Source organism: Nannocystis exedens, assembly GCF_002343915.1.
In the GTDB taxonomy this organism is placed as follows: Bacteria; Myxococcota_A; Polyangia; order Nannocystales; family Nannocystaceae; genus Nannocystis; species Nannocystis exedens.
In genome coordinates this window covers 8,183,942-8,202,187 of the sequence record NZ_NETK01000001.1, presented here as the reverse complement: position 1 = coordinate 8,202,187, position 18,246 = coordinate 8,183,942, and the positions used below count along the sequence as shown (strand labels likewise).

Below are 18,246 nucleotides of genomic sequence, written 5' to 3'. Positions count from 1 at the left end.
GTTACTCCTCGTCGCCTTCCGAGAGTGGTTCTTTCAGGAAGACGCACTGTTTCTTACGAGATGTCAGCGACGATCTCGATCTGCGTAAATCCAGCGGCGAGGCGACGAAATGGTTTTGGTAGAAACTCGACGGGCCGCAGGCTTGTAGGCCAGATCACAAGAATTTCTGGTCGAGCGTAGCCGGGCCGGAGGCGTGTCCGGAGATTGGCGCCGCGTGGCGAGGCCGGGTAGCGGGGAGGCGCCGGAAAAAAAAACGGGGACGCCGGGATCAAGAGTTGGCGCTCTCCGGCGTCCCCCAACAACCTCCCCCAGCGACATTGTCGAAGAGACAGGTCGCGTGAAGGCTGCCACAGGACGGTGGGATCCGCAACGGGGACCGGCACGGAGGTGTCGTCGATCGAGAGCCGAACGAGCCGCGGGAGCCGAGGGGGATCCCGCTGCGCTGTGGAGCGTGCGGGAGCGCGACGTGGGTGTGCGACGCGTGCTGGTGCGGGCGGCGCTACTGCGGGCCGGGCTGCGCCAGGCAGGGGCGGCTGCGGAGGCAACGGGCGTCGAATCGACGGTATCAGCAGTCGAGGAAGGGTCGGCGCAAGCACGCTCAGCGACAGGCGAAGTATCGAACGGCGCAGCGGGCGAAGAAAGTGACGGAGCAGTGTCTCCCGCAGGACGGCGGAGACGGCGATGACTACCGGGACGCGGGATCGATCAGCGTGGAGCTGGTGACCGCGTCAGAAGGAGATTCATCGCATGAACATCGGGACATGGTCGATGAGGCTGAGGCCGCGACCGACGACGATCGAGCTGAGGCTGCAAGCGCGGGGGCAGGAGCTGCTGCGGGCGATCCTGCCGCGGCCCTCCCATCCGCGGGCGCTGGTGGCGCTGCTCGAGGGCCTCGCGCTGTGGCAGGGGGATGCGCTGCGCGTTGCTGTGTGTGTGGACGGCAGCTGCGATTCGTCTGGGCTCACGGGTCTGGGACTCTTCGGCGCGACTCTGGATGATCCCGGGAGCCCGCTGGTGCACGCTTACGAGCTCGCTCCCTTGCGTCTTGTCCTCCGTCTCCGACGACCACGGCCGCCGTCGACCGTGCAGTGGGATCTCGATCTGACCGGAGGTGAGAAGTGACGACGTCGGCCTTGACTCGGGCGAATGTCCTGCGGCTGTTTCACGCCGAGGGCTGGCGGATCGGCACGATCGCCGCGCAGCTCGGCCTGCACCACGGCACGGTGCGCAGGATCCTCCAGCACAACGGCGTGAAGCTGCCGGCGCCGAAGCGGCGGACGAAGGTGGATCCGTACCGCGCCTTCATCCGCGAGACGCTCGAGAAGTACCCGAAGCTGCGCGCGACGCGGATCCTGCAGATGGTCCGCACGCGCGGCTACACCGGCCAGATCTCGCGGCTGCGCGAGGTGGTCCGCGAGCTGCGACCCCGCCGGGCCGAGGCGTACCTGCGCCTTGCGACCTTGCCCGGAGAACAGGCCCAAGTGGACTGGGCCGACTTCGGCAAGGTCCAGGTCGGCCGGGCGACGCGCAAGCTGATGGCCTTCGTCATGGTGCTGAGCTGGTCGCGCGCGCTGTTCGTGCGCTTCTTCTACGACGCGCGGATGCCGAGCTTCCTCGCTGGCCATGTGCATGCATTCGCGTACTTCGGCGGCGCCGCGCGGGTCGTGCTCTACGACAACCTGAAGAGCGCGGTGCTCGAGCGACAGGGCGACGCGATCCGCCTCCACCCGACGCTCGTCGAGTTCGCGGGGCACTACCGCTATGAACCCAGGCCGGTCGCGCCGAGGAGGGGAAACGAGAAGGGTCGTGTCGAACGCGCGATTCGCTACCTGCGCGACGCATTCTTCGCCGGCCGCACTTTCGTCGGCCTCGACGACCTCAACGCGCAGGTGCTCGCATTCTGCCAGACCCTCGCCATGCAAAGACTGTGGCCCGACGACCGCGCCCGCACGGTCGAAAGCGCCTTCGCCGAGGAGCGCCCCTTGCTGCTGGTGGCGTCCGGCGAGCCGTTTCCGTGCGCCGAGCAGCAGCCCGTGCGCGCCGGCAAGACCCCGTACGTGCGCTTCGATCGCAACGACTACTCGATCCCGCACACCCACGTCTGCAAGGAGCTCGTCGTCGTCGCCGACGCCGAGCGCGTGCGCGTCGTCGACGGGACGCACGTGATCGCCGAGCACGCCCGCTGCTACGGCGCCGGCGAGGTCCTCGAGGACAGGTCGCACATCGACGCGCTGTGGTCCGAAAAGACCGGCGCCCGGACACATCGGGAGCTCGATCGCCTGCGGCGCGCGGTCCCGCGGAGCCAGGACTTCCTGCGCGCCCTCGCCGAGCGCGGCGAGCCGCTCGCCCGCGCCACCCGTCAGCTCGAGGAGCTCCTCGACGCCCACGGCGCCTGTCTCTTGGAGCAGGCCATCGACGACGCGCTCGCACGCGAGTTGCTATACATCCCGGCGCTGCGCAAGGCGATTGAGCAGCTCGCCCCGCCAGGACACCGGGAGGCGCCGGAGCTCCCGACGCGCCTGCGCGCGATCGTCGTGCGCCCGCACGACCTCCGCACCTACGACGCGCTCACCGCCGAGGAGAACGACGATGGCGACGAAGACACCTGACGCGACGCTGCGCGAGCGCGCCGCCGCGCTCGGGCTCTACGGCCTGCTCGCCCGCTGGCACGCCATCGAGGCCGAGCCGTGGCTGCGCCCGCTCATCGAGGCCGAAGAGGACGAACGCTGTCGACGCAGCCTCGCGCGTCGCCTCGAGGGCGCCAAGATCGGCGCCTTTAAGCCGATCGCCGACTTCGATTGGACGCACCCGCGGAAGATCGACCGCGAGGCGATCGAGGCTCTCTTCGAGCTCGACTTCCTCCGCGAGCACACCAACGTCGTCCTGATCGGCTCGGGCGGCGTCGGTAAGACGATGATCGCCCGCAACCTCGCCCACCGCGCGATCCGGGCCGGCCACACCGTCCGCGTCGTCGAGGCCGCCCAGATGCTCGGCGATCTCGCGGCCCAGCCCGACACCACGCGCCTGCGGAAGCGCCTCCGCCGCTACACCTCTCCCGCGCTCCTCGTCGTGGACGAGGTCGGCTACATGTCCTATGGGCAAGGCTACGCCGATCTGCTCTTCCAGGTGGTCAGCCAGCGATACCAACGACTCTCGACAATCGTAACCACCAACCGGATCTTCAGCGAGTGGCAGGAGGTGTTTCCGAGCGCGACCAGCATCGTCGCCGTCATCGACCGCCTGTGCCACAACGCCGAGGTCCTCACCATCGACGCCGAATCCTACCGGAACAAGGAGACCGTCGAACGCAACACGACCCGCAGAGCCGCCAGGCGCTCTCGTCGCAAATCCTGAGCCGCCACGGTCACCCTCGCTCGACGCCGGCCTCGCCGGCGTTTTCTGCCGCCGATTTTCGCCGCTGATTTCTGCCGCTGGATTTACGCGGATCTACGCCGTCGTCAACACGAGACACGGCGACAGGGAAAAGCTCATCCATGTCCTCGATAAAGAAGCCATCGCCCACTGGCCAAGCAGCGAAGATTCGGTGGCATTGCATCAAATATTCTCTCCATTCTTCTGGCACGGCTTTCGAGGCCAGAAAGAGCAGCTTGGCTTCGCGCATGTACAGCCACCTGTACTCATGTAGCTGGGCGACCGCCGCTCGAACATTGTCGCGCCAAGAGCGCTCATCCGCGATGGCTTTTGCTTGGACGATCAACGGCGGGCTCTCGAGTGCCAGGTTTATGGTCTTGCTGTTCTTCGGTGAATAGCCCAAACACTCCAGGAACCAGCAGAAACGGTTCAGCAGGTGCTCATGGGGTTTGCTGCGCACCTTGAGCTCTGCTTTGAGTTGCACTTGATAAGGGTTCTCAGATTTGGCGGAGAATGGGTGAAGCGGGGCTTCATCCCAACGAATCTCCTGGTGCTCTTGGGGGGGAGTCACTCGAAATACGTCGATCTCCGGGGTGCTCGATTCGAACGACAGACGTACCCAGAGTGCAAGATCAGTGCAGTCCGGGTGAATGCCGAGCCGTTGAAAAAGTGAGGAAACCCCGGACAGGAAACCGGTGTCGTAGTTGAGCTTCCCGCTGCTTATTCGATTGCCCTCGGCGAAGATCTTGATCCGACATGAGTATTCGCCAGGGGGCAGGAGGCCGTTCTCGTGCATCCAAGCTTGCACATCCTTCTTTGGGAGGCTTACATGGTGAGGTCCGCCTTTCACGAACCACGAGGACGTGAAATGTGTCTTCAGGACGATGGATGCCATGACGTTCTCACCTGGAAGGTGGCGAGTCCGGCCACCAGCCGGGATGCGGGAGGCGGCCGCTGCGGCACCAGCGGCGTTCGTCGCTGCGCCAGCGGGCGCGGTCCTTGAGGGCCTTTTCGAGGTCCTTCGCCGGGAGGACGTCGGCCGCGAGCAGGCGGGCGAGCTGGAGCGGGGCGATGTTGACGCGCACGCCGTCATTCAGGTCGGGGGCGTAGGACTGCTCCTGCCGGATGAAGGCGGGCAGGTCGCGCGGGGGCGCACGGCCGGGGGCGAGGGCGCTGAACTCGTCGTGGACGGCGAAGTCGCTGGCGAGGGCGTGGACGTAGTCCCAGGCCGCCGTGAGCCAGGCGCGGGCGATGGCGAGGAGCTCGGCCTCGTGGACATCGACGGCGCGTTGCTTCTTTACCGAGAAGTAGCGGCGCGGGATGTTGGTGAAGGCGGCTGCGCAGGGGTACATCGAGCGGCGCTGGGATGAGCCTCGTCACTCGCTCCGGGACCGCTCGCGGGGCGGGCGCCCCACCGAAGCCTTGACGATCGAGCCGCCGCATGTGGCTTAATCCTCGGATGCGGGGCGAACGTCACGGCGCACCACGACGCGGTAGTTCGGACGCTGACGGGCGAACGACGCCACGGACGCGTGCTCGAAAGCCGGTGATGTCGCCCGCGGGCCCGCGCCGCCGACGACCCCGGCGCTCGTCCGGACGCGGCACCAGTGCCCCGCGCCGCCCGCCGCCGTCGCCGAGGCCGCGCGCTGGCTGAGCCAGGCCCAGCGCCCGCTGATCGTCCTCGGCCGCGCCTGCCGCGGCCAGCCCGACGCGTTCCGTCGCCTGATCGAGGCCCTCGACGTCCCGTTCATGACGACCCCGCAGGCCAAGGGCGTGGTCAGCGAGGAGCACCCGCTGTCGCTGCGCAACGGCGGCCTCTCGGCGTCCTGGTGGGCGCGGCGGTACAGCCAGGCCGGCCCCGACGTCGCCCTCGCCCTCGGCACCGACCTCGACGCCTGCGCGATCGGGCCGACGCGCCCCGTGCCCGGAGACGCCGGCGCCCGCCTGATCCACGTCGACCTCGACCCGCAGGTCTTCCACCGCAACGTCCCGACCGCCCTGCCGATCGTCGCGGAGCTCGTCGACTTCGCCCGACAGCTCCGCGAGCACGTCGAGCGCGAGGGCCTGCGGAGCCCTCGCGGCCGCGCGCTGGCCGATCAGCTGCGCGCGACCAGCCCGTTCGACGTCCCCGAATTCGCCGACGACGACCGGCCCCAGCTCGCCCCGCACCGGGCGATCGCCGACCTCGAGCGCGCGGCCGGCCCGGACGCCCGGTTCGTCTGGGACATCGGCGAGCACATGCTGTTCGCGCTCCACTACCTCACCGCGCGCCGCCCGGACGCCTTCACGCTCCACCTCGGGTTCGGCAGCATGGCCTCCGGGATCGCCGGCGCGATCGGCCAGGCGATCGGCGATCCGTCGCGCCGGGTCGTGTGCATCTGCGGCGACGGCGGCATGCAAATGGCCGGCATGGAGCTCCTCGTCGCCGCCCGCGAGCGGCTGCCGATCGTCTACGCCGTGTTCAACGAAGCCCGCTACAACATGGTCCACCACGGGACCCAGCAGCTCTACGGCCGCGCGGTCGGCTGGGAGACGCCGTGGATCGACTTCGAGGCGTGGGCGCGGTCGTTCGGCGTCGCGGGCGCGGGGATCTTCATCGCCGCGATCTTGCCCTCGAGCCACGCCGAGGTGGCGAAGAAGAACCTGCGCGCCGCGCCCGGCGTACACCAGCTCCAGGCTGTCGAAGCGCAGGCCTCGATCTCTACCTGAGCGGAAACGAGGGCCGCGACGACTCGATCTGCCGCTGCGCCGTAGAACCATCGGCCCCACGCCGGTGTCGCGTCACTTCCGGGTCGCTCCTCCCCGCTCATTCGACGGCCAGGCTCGAGCGCGAGAACGAGAACACCAGCGAAGTCTCGATCCGGCTCACCTCGGGGCGGCTGGTGAACGAGCGGATGGTGAGGACGCGCAGGTGCTCGGTGTCGCGGCACGCGACGTGGACCAGGAAATCGGTCGCGCCACCGAGGCAATACACCGCGACCGTCTCGGGCAGCGAGCGCAGGTGATCGCCGATGCTGTTGAACGCCTCGCCGACGTGGAGGCGGAGCTGGACGGCGATCAGAGCCTGCAGGTCGAGGCCCAGCGAGCGCGGCGCGAGCTCGGCGCGGTAGCCCGTGATCACGCCCTCGGCCTCGAGCCGGCGCACGCGCGCGAGGCACGACGACGGCGCGAGGCCGACCGACGCGGCCAGCTCCTTGTTGGAGATCCGAGCATCCTTCTGCAGGAGGCCGAGAAGGGCGCGATCAATTCGGTCGAGGGTGGGCATCTCCGGCTCCGGTTCGAATTCTATTCGATAGAATATCGGGTAGTTCGAGAATATTCTTCGGCGTCGATGCTCATGAACCGACTTTTTGCCGGTCTGCTCGCCCTCGCCTCGCCCCCGGTGCCCCGGCCCGGGACGGTCTCGCTCGAACCCGCGGCGGTCACGACTGCCGCGGGGGAGAAGGTCCAGTTCGAGCTCGGCACCCTGCACGTGCTCGAGAATCGCGCCGCATCGAACAGCCGCGTGATCGACGTCGGGTTCGCGCGGCTGCGGGCCGCGCGACCGACCCGCGCGGCCCCGATCGTGTTCTTGCCCGGCGGGCCGGGCAACAGCTACCTCGACGCGTTCACCGAGACCGGCGAGAACGCGCGTCGCCGGCTCGAGAACTTCCGCCGCTACAGCGCGGTCGCGGACGTCATCGTGCTCGATCAGCGCGGGTTCTCGCGCCGCGGCACCACCCTGCGCGTGCCCGATGCCGTGCCCGCCCCGCTCGATCGCCCGAGCTCGGTGGAGGCGGAGAGCGCGGCCTATCGGGCCTTCGCGGCCGCGGCGATCGCCGCCAACCCGGACCACGATCTGTCCGGCTACCACGTGCGCGAGTGCGTCGAAGACGTCGCCGAGCTGCGCCGCGCCCTCGGCTACGCCAAGCTCAACCTGCTCGGCGGCAGCTTCGGCTCGCAGTGGAGCTTCGCGGTCCTGCGGCTGCACCCGGAGATCGTCGAGCGCGCCGTACTGTACGGCGTGGAGCCGCTCGACGACGGTATCGACATGCCGTCGTACCTGTTCGCCGCGCTGCAGCGGATCGCCTTCGACGGCGACCGCGCGCCGAACCTGCAGCCGTACCTGCCTCCCGGTGGATTGATGGCCGCGGTCCGCGAGCTCCGCGACCGCTTCGCCCGCGCTCCGGTCACCGTGAAGGTCCGCGTCCCCGAGACCGGCAAGACCGAATCGGTCGTGCTCGGCCTCGCCGACCTGCAAAACGCGCTGCTCCCCGACGACGCCGAAGCGTGGCCGGCGTTCATCCTGTCGCTGTATCACGGCCACTACGACGAGTGGGCGCGGGAGGAGCTGTCGCGCCGCCGCAGGTCGAAGTTCTCCTCGGTGATCCTGCCGCTGATCGATTCGGGGCTCGGCGTCAGCGCGACGCGATCACACCGCCTGCACACCGATCCGGCGACGCACTACCTCGGCACGTGGAGCTTCGAGCCTTACGAGAGCTCGCGCCCGGCCTGGCCGACCCCCGATTTCGGCGACGCGCTGCGCGCTCCGGCGCCGAGCGAGGTCCCGGTGCTGCTGGTCAACGGCGACTGGGACACCTCGACGCCGATCGAGAACATGCTGCAGATCGCGCCCTACTTCCCGCGCGGCCGCGTGATGATCGTGCACCGCGCCGTGCACGAGCAGCTGACCCGGATGACCCGCCACCATCCCGAGGTGTTCGACGCGATCCTCGAGTTCTATCGCTCGGGCGCGACCGCCAAGTTGCCGGCCGAGCTCTCGCTGCCGGCACCGACCTTCGCGACGCCGGCGTTCCCGCCGCCCGCGCGCCGCTGAGCGCCTCTGCAGGGTTCAAGCTCCCGTTCCAGCTCGCCCGGCGCCTGGCGCTGATTCGACATGTCCATCGAGACATGACGGATCGACGGGCTCTGGCTCATCGCCCACATCAGGGCGGCGGTCGCCACGGTGGGCAGGCGGCTGTAGGTGACCACCCGTCGGCCACGTCGTCCCCTGGTCTCCGCCGACGGCCGCGCGCCCGCAACCCTCGTCGATCCCTCGACCGTCCCCGTCCGCCTCGAGGTACCGCTCTCCGATTTGCCAAACCGATGCCGAGAAGGCGGCCGCCTTCTACGCTGCCATGGCCACCAAACGGCGACCGGCGGCCACAATTGAGCAGAAGCCCGGCTGCGGGCCCAACTGACGCGGAACTTCGATTCCGCGACAAAATCGAATTTTTCGCGACATCCGGGAGATCGCGCTGTCGCGCATCAGGGCCTTTAAAGCGTTCCTGACCCCCCGCTTGACCAAGCTTTTAGGCCGCCGGCCTCCGAACCGCCGAGACAAGCGGAACGTCCACGTCCGCCCAAACCGCGCTCGCGCGCGAGCTCGGCGCAGACCTTGAAGTCATGCACCGGATTAGCACCGCTGACGGCAAGTCGGCCTCGCCGTCGCGCCCCAACCGCCGCCCGAGCGAACCTCGCGTGCTGCTGCCACGAGGCCGGTGAGGTGCTCGCTCAGGAAGGCGCTGGCGGTGTTGTGAGGCAGCTCGAAGGTCGCCACTGTCCGAGCGGTGAACATGTCCGAGGATGGCGGTACGTCGAGATGCAATTCTACGCGGTCGGGCAGTCCCTCTCGCCAGCTGTGTGCGACGATCTTTTTGACGAGCACGCAGCGTGACGCGTAGTCCTTCCACGCGTCGCGCTCCAGGCAGCGCTTCGCTGCGTCGTCGACGGTGCCCAGAACGCGCCCTCGGTCGTCCTGAGCGGCCGAGGGCCCCGGGAGCCGCGCTCGAATTTCTCGTCGACCCGGAAATCGGCCGACCCGGTGACGCGTTGGCGGCCCAGGGTCACATGAGCCGCACGAACGAGCACATCCACGGGGACCGCCGCTGCGCTCTGGCTCTGGGCCTGAGCGGAGCGGCGCTGGCAGGGTTGATCTACTTCGAGGGTCTGCCCGCCCAGGCAGAGGCCGAGTCGGCCGTTTACTTCGAAACCGAGGCGGACGAGGCGGACGAGGCGATCGAGTCCATCTCTCTGCAGCCCGAACCCGTCGTCGCAGCGCCGGCCGAGTCCTCGATCCCGGCCCCGGCTCCGACCGACACACGCCTCGCCATGGCGACCGTCGCCGAGGCCGACGCCGCGGCGCTGCCCGTCGCCCCGCCCGCCCCCGCGCTCGTGATCGTGCCGTCCATCGAGGGCCTGAGCCTGCACAAGGCCAGGAAGCAGCTCGCGGCGGTCGGCCTCAAGCTCGCGGTGCGCGACGAGTACGGCGAGAAGATCGAGCGCGCGTACTGGAGCGAGTACGAGGTGCGCAAGCAGAAGGTCGACGCCGGCGCCGAGGTCGAGCCCGGCTCGACGGTGAAGGTGAAGGCGCGCGTGCGGCTCCGCTACGCGTCGGGGTACTGAGTCGATGGGCGACGCGATCGTACGGGTGCTCGTGTTCACGGCGCTGGCGGGTCTCGCCTTCGCGCCGCTCGAGCACCTGTTCGGTCGTCACCGCGGCCCCCGCCCCGGCCGCCTCGCCGACCTCGGCTTCGCCACCTTCGGCGGTCTGCTCGTCCATCTCGGCGTCGCCACGCTGGTCGGCGGCGCGCTCGCGAGTCTCGACGGCCTCTCGCTCGAGAGTCCGCTGTTCGCCGGCATCGGCAGCCGCACCGCTCGCACCGCGCTCGAGGTCGGCGTTGGGCTCGTGATCTTCGAGCTCGTCGGCTACGCGTACCACCGCCTCGCCCACGCGATCCCGTGGATGTGGCGGCTGCACGCCGTGCACCACAGCTCCGAGCGCATGGACTGGCTCGCGTCGTTCCGCCAGCACCCGCTCGAGATCGTGCTGGTCACCCTCGCCCAGAACGCGCCGCTGGTGCTGCTCGGCCTCCCGCTCGGCTCGCACGCGCTGGTGCTGCTCGCGCTGCGGCTCAACACCGTGTTCGTGCACGCCGACCTCGAGCTGCCGCGCGGCCGCGCGATGCAGTGGTTGAGCGAGCTGCTCGCCACCCCGGCGTTCCACCACCGGCACCACCAGCACGCCGGGACGCCGCGCAACTTCTCCACCCTTTTCCCGTGGATCGATCGGCTGTTCGGCACCCACGACGCCGCGCCCGCGGGCCCCGTGGGGCTGTCCAAGCCGACGCCGCGGAGCTTCCTCGGGCTGCTCGTGCTGCCGTTCCTGAGCCCGGCCGCGGCGCGCCGGATCGCAACGAAGTAAGCGAAGCTCAGCGGAGCGCGAGCGCGAAGCTCTCGGCGAGGCGAGCGACGAACGCCTGCTCGTCACTCGCGTCGATCTCCTCGGTGACCTCGTTCATCAGCGTGTAGAGCGTCGACACGAGGAACGCCATCGGCGGTGTCCGTCCTTTGGCCAGAATGCGGGTCCGTCCGGGGCATGCGGGACGGGATCCGAGCGACAAGTGGGAGTTGAGCCGGCGCGGGGAGCGCGCAAGACCTGGGACATGGAAGGCTCACTGAACTCGCCGTCCGTAGCCCATACGGGCCGCGCACGGAACCCCGATCGGCGAGGTTGACGCGTGGTCCTCGGCTCACCGGCGATCCATGGGCGATCGCGGGACCGCATTCCTCTGCCCGCATCTCCGAAAGAGCCCGCCGCATCGGTGCTCCACGCGGTCCGATCGCCGACGCGACCCGGCTCATCGACGGCGCGACACGCGAAGTCCGCTCGCTCGGGGCGCCTTCCGCGCTCCTCGCCGCCGCACTCTCCGCCAACTTCCCCATACCCGCGACTGACACCGCCTCGCGGCTGCCGCGCATCGGCTCCGTCCAACGATAGATTACGCGACCGGGTGCAGCCGCCTGGCCACCGGTTACGCCTCGGCCGCGCTCCCGCAATCTATTGGTTACGCAAACTCTTTGTAAGCAGGGCCATCGCCGCATGGTACTCGATGACGCAACGTATCGGCCGTACGTGGCGCGATGTATCGCCCGTGGCCGCGCGCCCCCATGAAACGGTGACACGTCAGGAGCAATGATGACTCACGACGAGATCGTCGAGCGCTTCCTCGACGGTGATGCCCGCGGCGATGTACCGGCACAGCTCGAGGAGCTGCTCGCGGAGCACTACCGCGACTATTGCCCGATGACGCCCGAGCTCAACGCAGCGTTGCACCGCCTGCCACCGGCGCGCTTCGAGCGGTTCGCCGAGCGCATGCGAGACGCGCTCGCGTATCGCGAGACGCAGCTCGCCGATTCCACGTCGGCGGACCTCGCCGAGTTCGCGCCGCCCGCCGTCGCGGAGGCGTTCCTCGAGAACCTCGTGCGCAACGGCAGGTGGGCGATCGAGCGCGATGACTTCGACGGCACGTACCAGACGTTGTCACGCGTGTGCGAGGGCGCGCTCGGCGGCGGTGCGCACACGGTGCAGTTGATCGAGCGTGCGCTCGGCGAGCTCGCCGGCGTCGACGGCTTCGCGACGAAACGCGCCGGCGCGCGGCTGCGCCTGCTGCTGCGGCGGGTCCGCTTCATGGCCCTGCGTGGGACGGAGCGCTCGCTCGAGCTCGTGCTGCCCGGCGACGACCTGCGCTGGGTGGATCGCATCGACGACGCCCTCGGCCGGCAGGAGCCGCTGAAGGGCCTCACGCCGGCGCAGCGCGACACGCTGTTCGCGGCGTGGAGCGCGCTCGACTGGGACGACACGCTCGGCGTGGCCGCGCTGTTCGAGCGCGACGCAGCCCAGCCCGCGATCGAGACGCGCCCATGGGCCGAGCTCGTCGCCGCGGCGGGCACGACGTCGCTGGTTCGCCTCGAACGCGGCGAGCGCGACGGCGGCAGCCTGACCAAGCTGTTCGCGCGCCCCGAGCCTCTCGCGGATCGCATCGCCCTCGCCGAGCAGCTCGCGGCGTTCGCGTCGAAGTACCCCGCTGCGGGCCGCGATGCGATGACGGCGTTGCTCGCGGCGCTCGTGCCGCAGCTCGGAGGCCGTGTCGCGCTCACCGGCGCGCTCGAGAAGGTCGCCGCGGAGCTGTATCGCAAGGGCGAGCTCGACGCGGTCGCGGACGGACTGGAGCCCGCACAGCGCGCCGCATGGGACAAGCCGGCTGCGAAGCCGAAGGCCAAGTCATCGAGCCGCACGCGGTGACGGAGCCAGGCCGGCCACGCCGAGGCCACGCGAATCACCTACAAAGAGTTTACGAAACGCCTCTTATCGGACGCGGCCCGGGCCGCCGTCAGCCCTGGGAGCGCCAAGACGTCCCAGCAAAACGCAGTTTGTTCTTCCTATCCTCCCCCCATTAACCACGTCCTGCCGATGCAGATGGTTCACGCGCAACCTCGGGGCCTCCACTCGCGGTCGTTGCACGACCTCTCCATCGGAGAAGGAGCCCGAGCCATAGAGGAAGAGCGCGAACTGAGCAGCGTCCCGGCAGCGTCCCGAGTCCACATAACCGACGTTCAACTGTGATCGATTAAGGAGTCGATTTCTTCTCCGAGTTAAAGACACCAGCGACGGCGCGATGAGGAAGCAGGCGGCGGCGGTTGGGGTCTGGCGCCTCTCGACGAAGGACGGTGAAGGCGGCGCGTTCGAACAGGGCGCGGAGACGGCGCTCCGCCCCGTATGCGGCGGCGTTTTGGATGGCGAAGGCGTTGGTGACGGCGAGGTCGAGCTCGCCGTCGGCGTCGAGGTCGGCGGCGAGGAGCGGGCACTCTCGGCAAACACGCCGGCGCCGTCGCCGAGGAAGACCGATACGTCGCGGGTGGCCGAGTTCGCGGTCGCGACGTCGAGCCGGCCATCGCTGTCGAAGTCGCCGAGCGCGACCGCGGTCGGAGGCGATCGAGGCGTTCTGGAGCTACCAGATCCCCGGCCTCGACGGGTTCGCCCGGTGGGTGGGCGCGCCGAAGGATCGCTGACGCCGCGCGTCCGGAGGACCCGAGCGCCCTCGCTTCGCCGTGAGCGCTTACACTACGTGCATTCCGCGAGCTGACGGATCAGCGCGGCGGGCGGCAGCTGCTCGTCGAGGCGCGTCAGCACGGCGTCGAGGATCGCGTCGGCGTCGTGCGGGCCGCCGCTGATCGCGTGATGCCGCAGCGAGCAGTGCAGGGCGGCGCAGAGGATCTTCAGCATCTCCTTGCGCCCGTAGTCGAGTTGGACGTTCGCGCGGATCGCTTGGAGCGCAGCGACGCCGACCCGTCGCTGTCGCGCCGCCGTGATCTGCTCGTACATCGCATAGATCGTGGCGCGGTCGATCGTCCTGTGCAGCTCCTGCTCGCGATCGAAGGCGCGGGCGGGCATCGTCAGGTCGAGCAGATGGTTGGCGGGTCCGAGCCAGTCGAGGCCGCCCTCGATCGGGACCGTGATGTCCGCCAGCACGCCCGCCTCGGCCGGGCAGAGCGGCGCGATCAGGGCGTGCCAGCGGCGCAGGGCCCAGGTGGCGACGAGCGCGAGACGAGCGAGCTGTCGCGGCCGGGCCCGCCGGCGGTTGCGCGGGGGCGCGAACGCGGCCGCGTACGTGCGCGCCAGCGCCTGGGTGGCCTCGTCGAGCCCGGACAGCAGCCAGTTGGTGACGGGGCAGGCGTCGGCGCCGAGCGGAAGGGCTGCACGGGCTGCGAGCTCGGCCGGATCGGCGACGCGAAACCGCCGGGGGTCGACGCCCGGGCCGGCGACCAGCACGCTGACGGCGCCGTCGACGTCCTTGCCGGCGACGGCCGCGAACCACCCGTCGCCGGTCTCGAGCGCCATGACGGGGCGGCCCAGCAGCCCGCCGAAGCCGGTCGACGCGTGGCTGGAGTTTCCGGGCCCGGGCGGCCGGGCCGCGTCCCACACGCCGAAGATGCCCGAGTCGACGCCGGCGGTCGGAACGGAGACCCAGGTGACCACCCGCGTCGCACGCACGCCGACCAGGATGACGGCGCCGCCTTCGTCGTAATTGTCGTCGTGCTCGTAGCCCCGCCGCGGCACGTCGTGCAGGTCGACCCGGACCGCGGGTACGCCGAGTTGCACGTGGCCCGCCGTACCGGTCAGCACGTCGCCGATCGCCAGCGCGCCGGTCGACAGCGCCAATTCATGGCCGTGAGCGTCGCCGCTTCCACGCACCAGGTCGTTGCCCGCGCGGGCGATCGCCCCCATCGGTGGTGGCCTCGGCATCGTCCTTGCCTATCAGAACCGCGGGCCGCGGGCCAGTAACCCGCCGACACCGGCCCCGGGCCCACCCGCATCGGCGGCGACGGAGCTTTCACCATCCTGCTCACCGGCTTCTTCCCCTACACCGGCGGCATGAGGCCCGTCCTGCTCGCGCGCGTCCCCCAGGCCGTGGTCCTGTCCACCTCCGGCGCTGCTCCGCGGCTGGGGAGCGCAGCCACCATCGACCTCATGCTCGCCGAGATGCCTCTCCCGGCCCCGCCAGCACCCTCATCCTCCAGCGCCTCGTCGACGTCCTGTTCGTCCAGGTGCTCCGCTACCTCCCGACCCACGAGGGCTGCGGCCTGGTCGAGGCCCTCTCCGACCCCCCCGTGCATCACGCCTTGAACCTCATGCACGCCCGCGTGAGCGAGCCCTGGACCGTCGCCAAGCTCGCCGCGCTCGTCCGCCTCTCCCGCTCCGGCTTCGCCCAACGCTTCACCCAGCTCGTCGGCGACCCGCCGCGCCCTCTTTGACGCGGCCGATCGCCCGGTCGCCGGATGGTCACGTGCGTCTGCCATAGTTCACGGCAAGTGGGACGAGCACCGCCTCGTGCGCGAGCAGCCACTGCTTGGCCGCGAGGCCGCCAGCGTAGCCGGTCAGCGAGTTGCCGGTGCAGCCGATGTCGGCGAGCGCGCGCTAGCCGGCGCGCTGGAAGGCGGTGCCGCGCGGCTCGAGTGCCACGGTGAATCCGCGGCGACGGCCGGCGGCGGTCGCGGGCGCGGGCGCGTCGTAACAGGCGTCGCGATCGAGCTGCACGCGATGGATCTAGCTCGGCGTCGGGCGGTCGCTACCACGGACTGCTACGACAAGCTCCAGGTCATCGGCGTCGGCGCCAGCGCGATCGTCCATCGCGCCTCGGATCGCCGGCTATCACGCGAGGTTGCCCTCAAGGTGCTGCGCAGCGCAGATCCGGGCGAGGACGACGTGATCCGGTTCCTGCGCGCGGCCAAGATCCTGTCGGCGCTGAACCACCCCAACATCCCGCGGATCTTCCACTGCGGCGAGGCGGTCATGCGCGCTGGCGTCGGCGGGTCTGCATGCAGGAAGCGCATGCCCTCGCCGAGGTCCTCGAAGACGCCGTCCGTGACCAGGCCGTGCAGGTGGACGTAGAGACCGAGGTCGCTGCGGAATCGCTGCACCGCGACCATGACGCCGGCGCGCAGCGGCGTGACCGAGGCGAGGCTGTGCAGCTGCTTCACGGCGCGCCGCATGTCCTGCACCACCGCCCGCGCCAGCTTCTCGCAGACCGCGGCGAGCAGGTCGGTGTCGTAGCCGAGCCGCACCGCCAGCGGGCCCTGGAACGAGAGGACCCACTGTCGGTACCCGACGGCGGGCAGCACATGGTCGACCAAGAGCGCCGCGCCCTCGGCCATCCGCCGGCCCATGCAGGACGGGCAGAAGCCGCGTCCTCGACGCGCGAACGGCACCCGCAGCTCGTCTCCGCAGGTGCGGCAGGCTGTCCGCACGAGCGACCAGTCGCGCTGGCGCACGGTCCCGTCCGCCTCGAAGTCGAGGCGCACGACGAGCGGGACGACCCGGTCGCTCTCATGCCCCTTCAGGTCGAGCTGCAGCTCGCGCCACGGCTCGCCGGCCGTCGCGGTGCCCCCGGTCAACACGCGCAGCGAGTACTTGCCGGGACCCCAGTGCCAGGTGTCGAACTGGCTGGTCCCGTTCTGATACGCCAACCGCCACTCCCCGGGGACCCTGCGCGCGAAGCTGGCCATCCGTCGGCCGTTCTGGTAACGATGGTCGATGCTCGGTCTTGAGATCTTACTCGTCGGCGGTGTCGTGTACCTGGCGCGCAGGGCCTACGAACACCTTGCCGCGGATCCCGCGAAACCCGACTCTGGCGCCGCGCCGCCGGAGGACGACATTGATGCTGCGAACGCGGCGGCGATCGCCGAGGCCGAGGGGGTACGCGAAAGTCATGCCCTGGCGGTGACCGGGCTCGGTTTGGCGGCGACCGGCGCCCTCGTGTGGGCGCCGGCGACGATCCTCGGGATCGGATGCATCGTCTACAACACGGTCGACGTGCTGCGCACGGGGTGGCGCAAGTGGCAGGTGGAGCGGCGAGTCGGCGCCGAGTTCGTGGACACCTCGGCGGTGATGATCGCGCTCGGCGCCGGACTGTGCGTGCTCGCAGGGTTCGCGCAGTGGGTCTACTTCGTGGCGATCCGGCTGCGCCTCGCGGCGAAGGGTCGCCTGCGCGGCACCATCGAGGGGGTCTTCACGGAGGCGCCGGCGATCGCCTGGCGTCTCGTCGACGGGTCCGAGGTCGCCACGCCGCTCGACCGCTTGCAGGTCGGCGACTTCGTCGTCGTCGGGGCCGGCGAGCTCATGCCGGTCGACGGCGTCGTCGAGCGCGGCGAGGCCGCCATCGACCAGCAGTTCCTCACCGGCGAGGCCCAGCCGGCCGAGAAGACGCCGGGCGACGAAGTGCACGCGGGCACCGTGATACTCCGCGGGCGGCTCGTCGTCCGTGTCGCTCGCACGGGGTCGGATACCGCGGCGGCCCGCATCGAGGCCGCGCTCCGGCGCACGGTCGCCTACGAACAGCAGCTCGAGCTGCGCAGCGAACGCGTGTCGGACAGCACGACCGTACCGACGTTCGCCGTCGCGGCGGCGGCCGGCGTCCTGCAGGGGGCGCCGGCCATGCTCGGGATCCTGTCGTCGAACTTCTCCTCGATTCTGCGGCTGCTGAGCCCGTGGTCGATGCTCAACTACATCGAGACCGCCGCGGGCCGCGGCGTGCTCGTCAAGGACGGTCGCTCGCTCGAGACGCTGCCGCGGGTCGACACCGTCGTGTTCGACAAGACGGGCACGCTGACGCTCGGCGAGCTGAAGGTCGTGGCGATCGACCCGCTCGGCGACGCGGATGAACGGACCGTCCTCTCGTACGCGGGATCCGTCGAGCAGCGCCAGACCCACGCGATCGCACAGGCGATCGCGGCCGCTGCGGCCGCTCGCGGAGTGGAGCTCGCGCCCACGACCGAGGTCGAGTACACGCTCGGGCACGGTGTCCGCGCCGCGGTCGGCGGCGCGGTGGTGTTGACCGGGAGCCGACGTTTCATACAGCAGCAGGGAATCGCGGTGCCCGACGCCGACGACACCGGCGCGGGGATCCATTCGCGGGTGTGGGTCGCGGTCGGTGCCGCAGTGATCGGGAGCCTCGTCCTCGCGCCGGTCGTCCGGCCCGAGGCCCGGGCGCTGATCGACCGCCTGCGCGCGCGGGGCCTCGCTGTCCATGTCCTGTCGGGCGATCGCGAGGCCCCGACCCGCGCCCTCGCGGACGCGCTGGGGATCCCGAACGTCCACGCCGAGCAGCTGCCAGAGGACAAGGCGCGGCTCATCGACACGATGCAGGTCGCGGGGCGGACCGTCTGCTTCGTCGGCGACGGCATCAACGACGCGATCGCGCTCAAAAAGGCGGCCCTGTCGGTGTCGCTGCGCAACGCGGCGGCTCCGGCGGTCGACAGCGCCCAGGTCGTCCTCATGGACGGGACGCTGCGACGACTCGCCGACGTGTTCGACCTCGGCGACGCCTTCGCCCGCGACCAGCGCCACAACCTGATCATCACGATGGGCTCGTCGGTCGCGTGCGTGGCCGGCGTGTTCATCGCCCACATCAGCCTGGCCACGATCAACCTGGCGTTCGCCGCCAGCGCGGGGCTCGGCATCGCCGTCAACACCCTGCCGACGTGGTCACGTCGAAGCCCGGCCGACGGCGAGCGCGCCGCCGACGGGCCGCGACTGGAGGGGGCGTCGCCTTGACC

The 18,246-nt window shown here is 70.1% G+C and carries 17 protein-coding genes and 1 pseudogene; 12 read left to right on the top strand and 6 right to left on the bottom strand.

All coding sequences use genetic code 11. The features are described from left to right. The first annotated feature begins 747 nt into the window (after positions 1 to 747). The 3 genes from NAEX_RS32300 to istB are packed head-to-tail and all read left to right on the top strand — an operon-like array spanning position 748 to position 3,354. Entirely contained in the window at positions 748 to 1,122 is a 375-nt protein-coding gene (locus NAEX_RS32300; protein WP_096327535.1) for a hypothetical protein, read from the top strand. Continuing rightward, complete coding sequence (gene istA, locus NAEX_RS32295) at positions 1,119 to 2,609, top strand: IS21 family transposase (RefSeq protein ID WP_096325671.1); 1,491 nt, start codon at positions 1,119 to 1,121, stop codon at positions 2,607 to 2,609. Before NAEX_RS32300 ends, istA begins: the two co-directional genes overlap by 4 nt. Continuing rightward, positions 2,590 to 3,354 (top strand): IS21-like element helper ATPase IstB, encoded by a 765-nt coding sequence (gene istB / locus NAEX_RS32290; RefSeq protein WP_096325670.1) that lies wholly within the window; start codon positions 2,590 to 2,592, stop codon positions 3,352 to 3,354. The genes istA and istB overlap by 20 nt, the downstream gene beginning before the upstream one ends. A gap of 10 nt (positions 3,355 to 3,364) precedes the next feature. Here istB and NAEX_RS48595 read toward each other — a convergent pair whose 3' ends face one another. Further along, positions 3,365 to 4,267, bottom strand: coding sequence for a hypothetical protein (locus NAEX_RS48595; protein WP_143140489.1), 903 nt, complete (start codon positions 4,265 to 4,267; stop codon positions 3,365 to 3,367). 7 nt (positions 4,268 to 4,274) lie between these two features. Then, on the bottom strand, positions 4,275 to 4,724 hold the full coding sequence (locus NAEX_RS32285) for a hypothetical protein (RefSeq protein WP_096331334.1): 450 nt from the start codon (positions 4,722 to 4,724) through the stop codon (positions 4,275 to 4,277). A gap of 289 nt (positions 4,725 to 5,013) precedes the next feature. Here NAEX_RS32285 and NAEX_RS54005 point away from each other — a divergent pair. Together NAEX_RS54005 and NAEX_RS32275 are read left to right on the top strand one after the other, a co-directional pair. Then, positions 5,014 to 5,400 (top strand): annotated as a pseudogene (locus NAEX_RS54005) (5-guanidino-2-oxopentanoate decarboxylase); the annotation flags it as partial. Continuing rightward, positions 5,377 to 6,081 carry a thiamine pyrophosphate-dependent enzyme gene (locus NAEX_RS32275; protein WP_275937656.1) on the top strand — a complete coding sequence of 235 codons (705 nt, stop codon included), beginning with the start codon at positions 5,377 to 5,379 and terminating at the stop codon, positions 6,079 to 6,081. The pseudogene NAEX_RS54005 and the gene NAEX_RS32275, both read left to right, overlap by 24 nt. A gap of 97 nt (positions 6,082 to 6,178) precedes the next feature. Here NAEX_RS32275 and NAEX_RS32270 read toward each other — a convergent pair whose 3' ends face one another. Beyond that, positions 6,179 to 6,637, bottom strand: coding sequence for an Lrp/AsnC family transcriptional regulator (locus NAEX_RS32270; protein WP_096331331.1), 459 nt, complete (start codon positions 6,635 to 6,637; stop codon positions 6,179 to 6,181). 72 nt (positions 6,638 to 6,709) lie between these two features. Here NAEX_RS32270 and NAEX_RS32265 point away from each other — a divergent pair, with 72 nt between their 5' ends. The 3 genes from NAEX_RS32265 to NAEX_RS32255 all read left to right on the top strand — a co-directional run bounded on the left by NAEX_RS32265 (position 6,710) and on the right by NAEX_RS32255 (position 10,555). Continuing rightward, on the top strand, positions 6,710 to 8,188 hold the full coding sequence (locus NAEX_RS32265; protein ID WP_170136168.1) for an alpha/beta fold hydrolase: 1,479 nt from the start codon (positions 6,710 to 6,712) through the stop codon (positions 8,186 to 8,188). Positions 8,189 to 9,201: 1,013 nt separating this feature from the next. Beyond that, a complete protein-coding gene (locus NAEX_RS32260) occupies positions 9,202 to 9,756 on the top strand; it encodes a PASTA domain-containing protein (protein WP_100792926.1) in 555 nt (184 codons plus the stop codon). Positions 9,757 to 9,760: 4 nt separating this feature from the next. Further along, entirely contained in the window at positions 9,761 to 10,555 is a 795-nt protein-coding gene (locus NAEX_RS32255; protein ID WP_096331328.1) for a sterol desaturase family protein, read from the top strand. A 7-nt stretch (positions 10,556 to 10,562) separates the two neighbouring features. Here the strand turns inward: NAEX_RS32255 and NAEX_RS54000 are convergent, their stop codons facing one another. Next, positions 10,563 to 10,685, bottom strand: coding sequence for a hypothetical protein (locus tag NAEX_RS54000; RefSeq protein ID WP_256254040.1), 123 nt, complete (start codon positions 10,683 to 10,685; stop codon positions 10,563 to 10,565). Positions 10,686 to 11,326: 641 nt separating this feature from the next. Between NAEX_RS54000 and NAEX_RS32250 the strand changes: the two genes are divergently transcribed. Next, positions 11,327 to 12,436, top strand: a complete 1,110-nt coding sequence (locus NAEX_RS32250) for a hypothetical protein (RefSeq protein ID WP_096331327.1) — start codon at positions 11,327 to 11,329, stop codon at positions 12,434 to 12,436. Between the two features lie 373 nt (positions 12,437 to 12,809). Continuing rightward, a complete protein-coding gene (locus NAEX_RS51030) occupies positions 12,810 to 13,277 on the top strand; it encodes a hypothetical protein (protein ID WP_170136167.1) in 468 nt (155 codons plus the stop codon). Here the strand turns inward: NAEX_RS51030 and NAEX_RS32245 are convergent. After that, positions 13,256 to 14,437 carry a hypothetical protein gene (locus NAEX_RS32245; protein WP_143140490.1) on the bottom strand — a complete coding sequence of 394 codons (1,182 nt, stop codon included), beginning with the start codon at positions 14,435 to 14,437 and terminating at the stop codon, positions 13,256 to 13,258. The two genes, NAEX_RS51030 and NAEX_RS32245, sit on opposite strands and share 22 nt — an antisense overlap. 302 nt (positions 14,438 to 14,739) lie before the next feature. Between NAEX_RS32245 and NAEX_RS32235 the strand changes: the two genes are divergently transcribed. Further along, positions 14,740 to 14,946, top strand: coding sequence for a hypothetical protein (locus NAEX_RS32235; protein ID WP_096331324.1), 207 nt, complete (start codon positions 14,740 to 14,742; stop codon positions 14,944 to 14,946). A gap of 327 nt (positions 14,947 to 15,273) precedes the next feature. On the opposite strand, the gene NAEX_RS32230 is transcribed toward NAEX_RS32235, so the two are convergent. Continuing rightward, positions 15,274 to 16,197, bottom strand: coding sequence for a transposase zinc-binding domain-containing protein (locus NAEX_RS32230; RefSeq protein ID WP_096331323.1), 924 nt, complete (start codon positions 16,195 to 16,197; stop codon positions 15,274 to 15,276). Positions 16,198 to 16,411: 214 nt separating this feature from the next. Between NAEX_RS32230 and NAEX_RS32225 the strand changes: the two genes are divergently transcribed. Beyond that, the gene (locus NAEX_RS32225) at positions 16,412 to 18,244 is read left to right on the top strand and encodes a heavy metal translocating P-type ATPase (protein WP_170136166.1); all 1,833 of its coding nucleotides are present in this window, start codon (positions 16,412 to 16,414) and stop codon (positions 18,242 to 18,244) included. The last annotated feature ends 2 nt before the right edge of the window (positions 18,245 to 18,246 follow it).